We start from the raw sequence: 11,530 nt of genomic DNA, 5'->3' as shown, positions 1-11,530 counted from the left end.
AACGCCGACGGCTCCATCGCCGAGATGTGCGGCAACGGCGTCCGGGTCTTCGCCCATTACCTGCGGGCCTCCGGGCTGACCGAGTCCGACGAGTTCACGGTGGGTTCGCGTGCGGGCGGACGTCCCGTGGTGGTGCACTCGTTCGACGACCTCTACGCCGACGTGAGTGTGCGGATGGGTCGGGTGGTGCTCGGCGAGGGCGCGACCGTGCGGATCGGCGACGACCTCTACCCGGGTGTCGCGGTCGATGTCGGCAACCCACACCTGGCGTGCGTGGTGCCCGACATGTCGACGTCCGACCTCGCCGCGATCGACTTCTCGACCGGCGTCGTCCTACCCGACGGTGTCTTTCCGCACGGCGCCAACGTCGAACTGCTGACCTCCCCCGAGGACGGCCCGCGCGGCGGTCTGCACGCCACGATGCGTGTCTTCGAGCGCGGCGTCGGCGAGACCAGGAGTTGCGGAACAGGGCTGGTCGCGGCGGCAGCGGCGGGCCTACAGACCCTCGGCCGCGACGCGGGCGAGATGGCCATCGACGTGCCCGGCGGAAGGGTGACGGTAACTGTTGCCGACGGTCACGCGACGCTGCGTGGACCGTCCGCACTGGTGGCCGACGGCCTATTCCGGGCGGGTTGGTATCGCGTCGACTGACGTGCCGCGGGCCCGCTGCACGCGGCTCGGCGGATATCCACGTGCTCGACGGGGCGTCGGCGTGTCACCATGGATGGTGTATGACCGAAACATCACCACAGGTACATGACCTGCACGACACCCGTCCCGTCGACGCGAACGCACCCGCGATCGACCTTTCCCGCGATCTGATCGATCCCGACGATCTCGTCGACCCCGCAGATTTTGGCGATTACGACGATTCCCGCGATCGTGCCCCCACCCCGACGACCGGCGAGCTCGCACTCTCCGATCGTGCCTCGCTGCAGCGGGTCGCCGGGCTCTCGACAGAGCTCACCGACGTCACCGAGGTCGAGTACCGACAACTGCGCCTTGAGCGCGTGGTGCTCGTCGGCGTCTGGACCGAGGGCACCGCGGCCGCCGCGAAGGCGAACATGGAGGAACTGGCAGCGCTCGCCGAGACCGCGGGTTCCGTGGTCCTCGAAGCGGTGATCCAGCGACGATCCTCACCCGACCCCGCGACCTTCATCGGCTCGGGCAAGGCCCAGGAGTTGCGCGACGTCGTCGCCGACACCGGCGCCGACACCGTCATCTGCGACGGCGAGTTGACGCCAGCGCAGTTGACCGCGTTGGAGAAGGTCGTCAAGGTCAAGGTGATCGACCGGACGGCCCTCATCCTCGACATCTTCGCCCAGCATGCGAGTTCGCGTGAGGGCAAGGCGCAGGTGGCCCTCGCGCAGATGGAGTACATGCTCCCGCGTCTGCGTGGTTGGGGTGAATCGATGTCCCGCCAGGCCGGCGGCCGCGCGGGTAGCAACGGCGGTGTCGGTCTGCGCGGACCGGGTGAGACGAAGATCGAGACCGATCGTCGGCGCATCCGCGAGCGAATGGCCAAGCTGCGCCGCGAGATTCGCGAAATGCGCACGGCCCGCACGACGAAGCGGTCTGCCCGACTGCGCGGTGCTGTGCCGCGCATCGCCGTCGCGGGATACACGAACGCGGGTAAGTCGAGTCTGGTCAACGCGATGACGGGTTCGGGCGTGCTCGTGCAGGATGCGCTGTTCGCGACCCTCGATCCGACGACGCGCCGTGCGACTCTCGAGGACGGTCGCGAACTGGTATTCACCGACACCGTCGGCTTCGTCCGCCACCTCCCGACGCAACTCGTCGAGGCATTCCGGTCGACGCTGGAGGAGGTCGTCGACGCTGATCTCGTACTGCACGTCGTCGACGGCAGCGACCCATTCCCCGCGGAACAGATCACGGCAGTCCGACGGGTCATCAACGACGTCGTGGCAGAGGAGGGGGTCGCGCCACCCCCGGAGTTGTTGGTGATCAACAAGATCGATGCGATCGACGCGTCCCGGCTCACCGAATTGCGCGCGATGCTCGGCGCGGGCGGTAGCACGCACGGCCCCAACTCGGCGGGCGTCGTCTACGTCTCGGCGCGCACCGGCGAGGGACTGCCCGAACTGTTCGAGGCGGTCCGTGAGTTCGTGGGTCGCGACGACGTGGAGCTCACCGTCGACATCCCGTTCACGCGAGGCGATCTGGTGTCACGGATTCACCGAGAGGGAGAGGTACTCGCCACAGACCACAGCACCGAGGGCACCCGGATGCGTGTCCGTGTGCCCTCGGCGCTGGCGGGAGAACTGGCCTCCTTGGCCCAGTAGCAGGCCTACTCGGCGTCGAGGTCGGCGGCGACGAGCTTCGCGATGGCGTCGAGCGTTGCCTGATCGTCGGATTCGACGACGACCGCTGTGCCCTTCTCGGCGCCGAGCGTCATGATCAGCAATGCCGATCCCGCGTCGACCGGTTCGCCTCCGACGACCGAGATCGTCACGGGTGTGCCGGCGTCGGCGACTGCCTCGGCGATGATCGTTGCGGGTCGCGCGTGCAATCCGACGGCTGATCCGACCTCGACGGTGGTGCTTGGCATGGTTGCTCCTTTGCAGATGGGTTATGTCGGGACGTGAGATCTCAGGCGGGGATGGTCTCCAGCTCGGGTGCAGAAGTCTGTCGGCTCGACGAGCGACCGAACTGCTTGGCCGCGACGACGCACACCGTGCCGAGGACCGTACCCGCCGCAAGCGCTGCGAGGAAGAGCAGCCAGTGGTTCATCGTGAAGAAGACGAATATGCCGCCGTGCGGAGCGCGCTGCGTGACCCCGAAGGCCATGATCAGTGCACCGGCGAGTGCTCCGCCAGCCATCATCGACGGAATCACGCGCACCGGGTCTTTTGCGGCGAACGGGATTGCACCCTCGGAGATGAATGCAGCGCCGAGGAACCAAGCGGCCTTACCGTTTTCACGCTCGGGCTCGGTGAACAGTCCGGGGCGGATGACGGTGGCGAGTGCCATCGCGAGTGGCGGAACCATGCCTGCGCACATGACCGCTGCCATGATCTCGAGCTGAGGCGTGTCGCCGATCGCGAGGCCGGTAGTGGCGAAGAGGTACGCGGCCTTGTTGACCGGTCCGCCGAGGTCGAAGCACATCATGAGTCCGAGGACCACGCCGAGGACGATCTTGGAGCTGCCGCTCATACTGTTGAGACCGTCGGTGAGCTGGGTGGTGACCCAGGCGAGCGGCTTGCCGAGCAACATGAACATCAGACCGCCGACAATCAGGCTGCCGAACAGCGGAATGATGATCACCGGCTGTAGCCCGCGTGCCCACTGCGGCAACGGAAGTCGCGAGATCGCCAGGCACACGGCGCCCGCGATGAGGCCGCCGATCAGACCACCGATGAAGCTCGCGCCCACGGCAACCGATACCAGGCCTGCGACGAAACCGGGTGCGATACCGGGACGGTCGGCTATCGCGAACGAGATGTAACCCGCAAGGACAGGTACCAGCATGCTCATGGCGAGCGCGCCGATCGCGAAACTGACACCGCCGAGGTACTGGCCGAGACCGCCCGCGGGTAGATCCCAGAGGCTGTTGTTCAGTGCGATGTAGGCGCCGTCGGACAGCGTCTTGGATGAATCGAGTGTCTTGTTGGCGATCTGGTATCCGGCGAGCAGGAAGCCCAACGCGATCAGCAGTCCGCCTGCCGCGACGAACGGGATCATGTAGCTGACACCGGTCATGAGTGCCTGCTGGATCTTCTTGCCGAACGACAGGCTCGACCCCGATTCCTCCGCTGCAGCGGCACCGTCGTCCGCCGATCCGTCGACGCGTGCGGCATGCGGATTGCGCGAGGCCTCTACGGCTTCGGCAATCATCTTGTCGGGTTCGTTGATGGCGCGCTTGACCCCGGACTCGATGACCGGCTTTCCGCTGAAGCGACTCTTGCCTTTCACACCGACGTCGGTGGCGAAGATGACGGCGTCGGCGCCTGCGATGACGTCGGGGGTGAACGGCGTGGTGCCCGACGAGCCCTGCGGCTCGACATGGAAGTCGACACCCGCACGCTCCGCGGCGTACTTCAGTGCGTCGGCGGCCATGTAGGTGTGTGCGATCCCGGTCGGGCATGCGGTGATCGCGACGATCGAGGGGCGCTTCTGCGAATCGGAACCCCCCAGTGTCTTCGCGGTTTCCGCGGTCTTCGTGCCTGCTGCCGGGACCGCGGCAGTGGTGGCTGCGCCAGCCGCAGGCGTGGCGGTTGTCGACGGAGAGCCTGCCGGGGCAGGGTTGATGGCTTCATCCACGAGTTCGACGACGCGTTCGTCGCTCGGCGCCTCGCGGAGGGCGGCGACGAAGTCGGGACGCACGAGTGCTCGCGCGAGCGAGCTCAGCAGCTTCATGTGGTCGGCGGCAGCGCCTTCGGGTGCCGCGATGAGGAACACCAGGTCGGCCGGGCCGTCGGGTGCGCCGAAGTCGACCTTGTTCGACAGCCGCGCAAAGGCAAGGCTGGCGGTGGTGACCGACGCGGCGCGTGCGTGAGGAATCGCGATCCCACCGGGCAGACCGGTTGCCGACTTCGCCTCGCGGGCCAGTGCGGCGCGGCTCAGTTCGGACGGATCGGTCGTTCGCCCCGCCTCGCCGAGATTCTCGGCGAGATAGGTGATGACGGCGGCGGGATCACTGCCTGCATCGACATCGAGATGCACCGTCGCTGCGGTGATGATGTTGTCGGACATGGGTCTTCCTTCGATTTCTGTGTAATCCGGAGAGCGAGTGTTCCGGTTGTGGTCGGTGAGCTTGGTGGCGATTCGCGTACAGGAACTGGAGGCTGTGGGGTCACGTGATCGGGGCGGCTCCTGAGAGTTCGACGACATCGACCGAGTCGACGTCGACCTGTGCCGGAAGGGGTGGCTGCGTCCCTGCCAGTCCGGCGGCCGCCGAGCCGTAGGCGACTGCAGTGCGCAGACGATCGGGTTCGGAGGCGCCTGCCGTGTACGCGATGAGGTATCCGGCCAGCGACGCATCACCTGCTCCGACGGTGCTGCGCGGCACGATCGGCGGCGGAGTGGCCAGCCAACTACCCTCAGCCGTCGTGAGTACCGCACCCGCCGCACCGAGGGTCGCGAGTACCGCTCCCTGCGTGGTGGCGATCAGCGTGCGCGATGCCGCCACGACCGGCAGGTAGTCGCGCGAGGCGATGGCAGCGGTCAGTTCGGCAGGGTCGATGCCACTGACCTCGGCGAGTTCTTCGTCGTTGGGTTTGATCAGGTCGACGGGCCCCGACATCGCCGCGCCCAGGGGTGCGCCCGACGTGTCGATCGCCACGCGGCGTCCGCTGTCGACGAGGCGGTCGGAGATGCGGCGATACCAGTTGTCGGGAACTCCCGGCGGAAGCGAGCCACACAGTGCCACCCACGACGCGTCCTCGGCGCCCCGGAGTACGAGCGCTGTCAGTTCGTCGAGTTCGGAAGGCGTGAGGGTGTGACCGGGCGCATTGATCTTCGTGGTCGTCCCGTCGTTCTCGGCCACCGTGATGTTGGTTCGGATCTGACCGTCGATGTCGACCGTGCGGTACGGCAGTGCGACGGCGTCGAGCGCCGTGAGCAACGGGTCGTCGGCGTGGGCGGGCAGTACCGCGACGGTGGGGATGCCGGCTTCCGCGACGACGCGGGACACGTTGACGCCCTTGCCGCCCGGCTCGACCCGGGTGGAGGTACTGCGTTGCACCTCGCCCCGCATCAACGGTCCTGCGATCTCCAGGGTGCGGTCGAGACTCGGGTTGGCTGTGACTGTGAGGATCATGCGATCACGACCTCGATGCCGTGTGCCGAGAGCGCCGCCGAGAACTCGGGGTCGATTCCGTCGTCGGTGATCAGGACGTCCACCTCGTCGAGCGGAGCGAACGAGCTGAAGTCCTCGCGGCCCATCTTCGACGAGTCGGCCAGCACCACGACGCGCTGCGCGGCAGCCACGATGGCCGACTTGACCGAGGCCTCCTCGGCGTCGGGGGTGGACAGGCCGTGGCCCTCACTGATCCCGTTGGTGCCGAGGAAGGCAACAGATGCCCGCATCTTTCCGAGCGCTGCGACGGTCTCGGCTCCGACTGCGGCCTGCGTGAGCCCACGGACCCGACCACCGACCATGAGCAGGGTGGCCCGTTCGTGTGCGGTGAGGGCCTGCCCGAGTTGGAGACTCGTCGAGATCACCGTGAGCCTGCGATCGGCGGGCAGCAGCTTGGCGGCCTGGTAGGTGGTGGTTCCGGCATCGAAGATGACCGATCCACCGTCCGAGGGCAGAAACCGGATCGCAGCTCGGGCGATCGCTGCCTTCTCTGCGGTCTGCGAGGACTCGCGTTGGGCGAGTCCGAGCTCGTTGACCACCTCGACCGTCCCGGCCTTGACGGCTCCGCCGTGGACGCGCTGCACGCTACCGCTGCGCTCGAGCACCGCGAGGTCGCGGCGCACGGTTTCGCTCGTCACGTCGAACCTGTCGGCGAGAGCGGTCACGGATGCGCGACCGTGCGCGCGCACCTGATCGGCTATTGCTCGCTGTCGCTCTTCGGCGTACACCTGTCGTCTCCGATCTGTGGTGTGGCCAACCTTTCGGCGAACCATCTGTGGGTCTGTGTTCTGTGGATCTGGCTGCTGGTGGATCTGTGTTTTGTGGATCACCGCGTGATTGGTTCTGTGTGGGATTCAATGTTGATATATCTGTGTTTACGCCCGTATGTGTTGACAAGTCAAGCGTTGCGAGTAACTTTGATCACAGAAATTCACGACGCCGGGTATTCCTCACAGATCACCGCACCCGGCCGATCGACCCGGAAGGCAGCAGACGCAATGGAGAATCACCTGGTAACGGAGAATCGGGTCACCATGAACGGTCAGGGAGGGTTGACAGGAACACCCGTCGTCGCGGGGTTTGCCTACGGGCCGGTGTTGTGGCCGGGTAAGCGCGTCGAGTACGACGAGACGTCACTCGGCACCGATCGCGTCATCGCCGACGACGAGCGCGACGCGGAGTCGGAACGCCTCGTCGCCGCCGCGGCAGTCGTCGCGGGCAGACTGCGTGATCGCGCATCGCACGCGTCGGGAGCTGCGGCCGAGGTTCTCGCCGCGACCGCCGGGTTGGCCGAGGATCGGGGATGGATCGGTGCGGCAAAGTCCCGTGTCGCGAAGGGGGTGCCGGCACCTGCCGCCGCGGTCGCCGCAACGGCGCAGTTCTCCGAGATGTTCGCCAAACTCGGCGGGTTGATGGCAGAGCGGATCACCGACCTCAACGACGTTCGTGACCGGGTGGTCGCCGAGTTGCTCGGTCGGCCGGAGCCGGGAATTCCGACGCCGAGCCAACCGTCGATCCTCTTCGCGGACGACCTCGCTCCGGCGGATACCGCCGGGCTCGATCCCGCGGTGATCGTCGGGCTGGCAACGCGTCTCGGCGGACCGACCAGTCATACCGCCATCATCGCGCGACAATTGGGCATCCCGTGCGTGGTCGCCGTGGCGCGATTGAGTGAGATCACCAGCGGCACAATGGTTTTGCTCGACGGCGGTGCGGGGTCGATCACCGTTGAGCCGGAGGAGTCCGAGGCACGCGAACTCGTCGAGCGCAGCGTTGCGGAGGCAGCGCTTGTCGCTGCGTGGCGTGGTCCTGGCCGAACTGCCGACGGCACCGACGTCGCCATCCTGGCGAATGTCGCCGATGGTGCGTCGGCGCGTCGCGCTGCCGATGCGCCGGTCGAGGGGATCGGGCTGTTCCGCACCGAGTTGGCATTTCTCGACAGGGCAGATGAACCCGATGTCGACGAACAGACGCGTCTGTACCGCGACGTGTTCGAAGCGTTCGCGGGCCAGAAAGTCGTCATCAGAACGCTCGACGCCGGTTCGGACAAGCCGCTGGCCTTCATCGAGCACCCGGACGAGGCGAACCCCGCACTCGGCGTACGCGGTAACCGAATCGGCGATGACCACCCCGAAATCGTGCGAACTCAGCTCGACGCGATCGCGCGCGCGGCAGAAGAATCCGGTACGACGCCGTGGGTCATGGCACCGATGATCGCCACGGCCGCGGAGGCCGCACAGTTCGCCGATCTCGTCCGTCAGCGTGGTCTGACGGCTGGAGTGATGATCGAGATCCCGGCTGCGGCGATCCTGGCGCCGGCGATTCTGGCTGAGGTCGACTTCGTGTCGATCGGAACCAACGACCTCACGCAGTACACGATGGCGGCCGACCGGATGTCGGCAGAACTCGCCGAACTGACCGACCCGTGGCAACCCGCGGTGCTCGCACTCATCTCTCAGGTCGCGACGGCCGGCGCCCAGCAGGGCAAGCCCGTCGGCGTCTGTGGTGAGGCCGCGGCCGACCCGTCGCTCGCGTGTGTGCTCGTCGGACTGGGAGTCACCTCGCTGTCGGCGGCTCCGGCCGCGACAGCAGCAGTCGGGGCGAAGCTGTCGACGGTAACCATGGAGCAGTGCCGGACCGCGGCAGCTGCCGCGCTTGCCACCTCGAGTCCGGCACTCGCCCGACGTGCCGCTGCCGAAAAACTCGACCACTGATACAGGCCCCGCTGGTCAGTGACCTGCGGGGCCAGGTTCAGTGCATCACACCCGACGCATGACCGTCACGACCTTGCCGAGGATGGCGGCGTCGTCTCCGGGGATCGGATCGAAGAGCGGGTTGTGCGGCATCAGCCAGACGTGGCCGTCTTTGCGTTTGAAGGTCTTCACCGTCGCCTCGCCGTCGATCATCGCTGCGACGATGTCGCCGTTGTCGGCGACGTTCTGCTGACGTACGACGACCCAGTCGCCGTCGCAGATCGCGGCGTCGATCATCGATTCGCCGACGACGCGGAGCAGGAACAACGAGCCCTCACCGACGAGCTCACGCGGGAGCGGGAAGACGTCTTCGACCGCCTCCTCCGCGAGAATCGGACCGCCCGCCGCGATACGGCCGAGTACCGGAACGAACGTGGGCGTCGGGAGATCTCCGTTGATGGCATCGGAGTGCGGTGCGTCGGGAGCCTCGGAGACGTTGACCGCTCGCGGACGGTTGGCGTCCCGTTTCAGCAGGCCCTTGCGCTCGAGGGTGCGCAACTGGTGAGCGACCGATGAGGTGGACGTGAGGCCGACGGCGTCGCCGATCTCTCGAATGCTCGGCGGATATCCACGCTCGCGTACCGACTTTCGGATCACATCGAGGACGTCACGCTGGCGACCGGTGAGTGTGGCCTCGGCGACGGCCGGATGGATCGGTGCCTCCTCGCCGCCTTCGCTCTTCTTTCCTTCGACGCTGCGACCGTTGCCCTTGGGCGACGACGGGCTGCGTCGTGACTTCTCTGTCATCGGTTCCGTCCTTCCTGATCTTGAAGCGGCTGCTGTTGTGAACTGGCTGCTGTTGTGAAGCGGGGTGGGTGCGTCTTTCTTCCATCGTCTGGCGCCGACAGTAGCGGAGGCCACGGACAACATCAAACATTTGTTCGACGTGTCGCAGGACTTTGTCGGACCCCTCTGGTAGAACTCGAACATCAGTTCATCGAACGCTTGATCGACCATTGGAGGTAGCGATGACCAGCCTGATGACAAACCCGGTGACCCGCTCGGTTCCCAGCACGTCGAGTGCATCCGTGGCAACACCGCCGACCGCCCGATCTGCACCCCCTCGACCTGCACAAACGCCTCGTTCCCGGGTTCACCGCGCCACGGTGGTCAGTGGACGCGCGCCGTCGAATGCCGTCCGTAGCGAAGAGCTGCGTGTGGCGGGACGTGTTCGAACAAGTGAGGTCCGACGGGCAGCCGGCGCAGACGTCTCGCCGCAGCGTCGACATCGGATCACGTTCGATCACGGCACCTCTACGCGTCCCGCAGGCACGCGATGCGCCGGTGGCGTCGGCGAGCTGGTGGCGGCCCGTCGACGACGGGCTGCGATATTGGCGGTGCTCGCGGGAATCGGTTTGGCACTGACCGTGTGGGTGGTCGGGACCATCGGTGCCGACTACCAGCGGGCGAATATGCCGGCTTCGACCTCTACGCAGGTGGTCCATGTGCGTTCCGGCGAATCGCTGAGCTCGATCGCGGCGCGGGTCGCGCCCGATATGCCGCGTCAAACCGTCATCGACGAGATCATCGACCTCAACGATCTGCCGTCGAGCGGGCTGCGCGTTGGCCAACCGCTTGTCACACCCGCGTACCGCTGAGCGCTGGCGGTATTCTCGATGTCACAGGGTCCAGTCGGAAACCGACACGGTCACCGCTGCGGTTTCGCTTCCGCCGGTCGTCAGACGATCGGACCACGCCAGACCGACGGAGCCGCTGCGTCCCGAGATTCGCACGAGGACTACATGCGCTGCCCGTTTTGCAAGAACGAAGACACCAAGGTCGTCGATTCGCGTGTCGCCGATGAGGGGCAGGCAATCCGCCGACGTCGCGCGTGCAGCGAATGTGGGCGACGTTTCTCCACGGTCGAGAGTGCTGTTTTGGCAGTCGTGAAGCGAAACGGAGTGACCGAGCCGTTCAGCAGAGAAAAGGTGATGCGCGGGGTGCGCCGCGCATGCCAGGGACGTCACGTGAACGAAGACGATCTCGCACAGTTGGCTCAGCAGGTCGAAGACGCTGTCAGGTCGTCGGGTTCGGCTGAGATCCCCAGCAACGAGGTCGGTCTGGCCATTCTCGGCCCGCTGCGCGACCTCGACGAGGTGGCATATCTACGTTTCGCCTCGGTCTATCGCTCGTTCGATTCGCTCGAAGACTTTCAACGCGAGATCGACGACCTCCAGGGCAACCTCACCGGTTCCCACGAAGGCGCAGACGACCTCGACACCCCGCCCGCCGTCGACTCAGCGACGACTCCACCGCGTCCGGTGTCAACCGAGTCGGTCAAGAGCTCGTAGCGCGCGTTTCTCCGAAATGGGATAGGCGGTCCCGAGCTTCTGGGCGAAGAGGCTGACCCGAAGTTCCTCGACAATCCACTGCGCTTCCTCGCTGACGGCGTCTCGGCGCGATTCGGGGAGCTGTGTCAGGCGCTGGTTCCACCGCTCGGTGACTCTGTCGATGGCGGCCATTCCATCGCGGTCGCGAAGGGCCGCGGCAGGGAGTTGCTCGAGACGCTGCCGTGCGGCGGTCAGGTATCGCGGAACGTGCTGCAGGTGTTCGCGTGCCGTGGCCAGGACGAATCCGTCGAAGACCAGGTTGTTGAACTGTTCGGCGACGTCGTCGCATGCGGTTTGACCCGAATGGCGGTCGATCTCGGCACGTAGGGGAGCCACCTCGCGCAAGACCTCGACGGCGAGTGCGAAGTACTCCGGCGCCGCCGCTGAGATGCGCGGCCGGAGCGCCGAGACGAGTTCGTCGAAGGCCGACGGCGTGCGGATCGAGCCCAGATCGACTGCTGCGGGCGCGATGTCGCGAATCGCCCTGCGGGTGCAGTCGGAATACAGCGCGTCGGGCGACGCGTAGGGACTCTGACTCATGGCCAGTCGATCGGCCGGGGCGAGCCCGGCGCTGATCTTGCGCGAGAGCGGCGCGATCGCATGGTCGAGCAGTTCGATGACGGCACCGT

General features: G+C 66.5%; 11 protein-coding genes. 5 read left to right on the top strand and 6 right to left on the bottom strand.

The features are described from left to right. On the top strand, positions 1-651 hold a 651-nt coding region (gene dapF, locus B3T59_RS20345), incomplete at its 5' end, for a diaminopimelate epimerase (RefSeq protein ID WP_287004982.1). 80 nt (positions 652-731) lie between these two features. Then, positions 732-2,303 carry a GTPase HflX gene (hflX, locus tag B3T59_RS20340; protein ID WP_287004981.1) on the top strand — a complete coding sequence of 524 codons (1,572 nt, stop codon included), beginning with the start codon at positions 732-734 and terminating at the stop codon, positions 2,301-2,303. Positions 2,304-2,308: 5 nt separating this feature from the next. Here the strand turns inward: hflX and B3T59_RS20335 are convergent, their stop codons facing one another. The 4 genes from B3T59_RS20335 to B3T59_RS20320 all read right to left on the bottom strand — a co-directional run bounded on the left by B3T59_RS20335 (position 2,309) and on the right by B3T59_RS20320 (position 6,546). Then, positions 2,309-2,569: an HPr family phosphocarrier protein gene (locus tag B3T59_RS20335; protein WP_005204573.1), complete on the bottom strand. Its 261-nt coding sequence runs from the start codon at positions 2,567-2,569 to the stop codon at positions 2,309-2,311. Positions 2,570-2,610: 41 nt separating this feature from the next. Continuing rightward, entirely contained in the window at positions 2,611-4,713 is a 2,103-nt protein-coding gene (locus B3T59_RS20330) for a PTS fructose transporter subunit IIABC (protein WP_005204575.1), read from the bottom strand. A gap of 100 nt (positions 4,714-4,813) precedes the next feature. Further along, on the bottom strand, positions 4,814-5,779 hold the full coding sequence (locus B3T59_RS20325) for a 1-phosphofructokinase family hexose kinase (protein WP_005204577.1): 966 nt from the start codon (positions 5,777-5,779) through the stop codon (positions 4,814-4,816). Then, complete coding sequence (locus B3T59_RS20320) at positions 5,776-6,546, bottom strand: DeoR/GlpR family DNA-binding transcription regulator (RefSeq protein WP_005204579.1); 771 nt, start codon at positions 6,544-6,546, stop codon at positions 5,776-5,778. The genes B3T59_RS20325 and B3T59_RS20320 overlap by 4 nt, the downstream gene beginning before the upstream one ends. 270 nt (positions 6,547-6,816) lie before the next feature. Here B3T59_RS20320 and ptsP point away from each other — a divergent pair, with 270 nt between their 5' ends. After that, positions 6,817-8,532 carry a phosphoenolpyruvate--protein phosphotransferase gene (ptsP, locus tag B3T59_RS20315; RefSeq protein WP_287004980.1) on the top strand — a complete coding sequence of 572 codons (1,716 nt, stop codon included), beginning with the start codon at positions 6,817-6,819 and terminating at the stop codon, positions 8,530-8,532. A gap of 45 nt (positions 8,533-8,577) precedes the next feature. Here ptsP and lexA read toward each other — a convergent pair whose 3' ends face one another. Then, positions 8,578-9,318 carry a transcriptional repressor LexA gene (gene lexA / locus B3T59_RS20310; RefSeq protein WP_064862998.1) on the bottom strand — a complete coding sequence of 247 codons (741 nt, stop codon included), beginning with the start codon at positions 9,316-9,318 and terminating at the stop codon, positions 8,578-8,580. A 410-nt stretch (positions 9,319-9,728) separates the two neighbouring features. Between lexA and B3T59_RS20305 the strand changes: the two genes are divergently transcribed. After that, positions 9,729-10,169, top strand: a complete 441-nt coding sequence (locus B3T59_RS20305) for a LysM peptidoglycan-binding domain-containing protein (protein ID WP_287004979.1) — start codon at positions 9,729-9,731, stop codon at positions 10,167-10,169. Positions 10,170-10,313: 144 nt separating this feature from the next. Then, entirely contained in the window at positions 10,314-10,862 is a 549-nt protein-coding gene (gene nrdR, locus B3T59_RS20300) for a transcriptional regulator NrdR (RefSeq protein ID WP_082933662.1), read from the top strand. On the opposite strand, the gene B3T59_RS20295 is transcribed toward nrdR, so the two are convergent. After that, a partial coding sequence (locus tag B3T59_RS20295; protein ID WP_287004978.1) for a DUF3418 domain-containing protein occupies positions 10,836-11,530 on the bottom strand: 695 nt, incomplete at its 5' end. The genes nrdR and B3T59_RS20295 overlap by 27 nt on opposite strands.

Origin of the sequence: Gordonia sp. UBA7860, assembly GCF_002500165.1 — a bacterium.
Classification (GTDB): Bacteria; Actinomycetota; Actinomycetes; order Mycobacteriales; family Mycobacteriaceae; genus Gordonia; species Gordonia sputi.
This window is presented reverse-complemented; position numbering and strand designations above follow the sequence as displayed.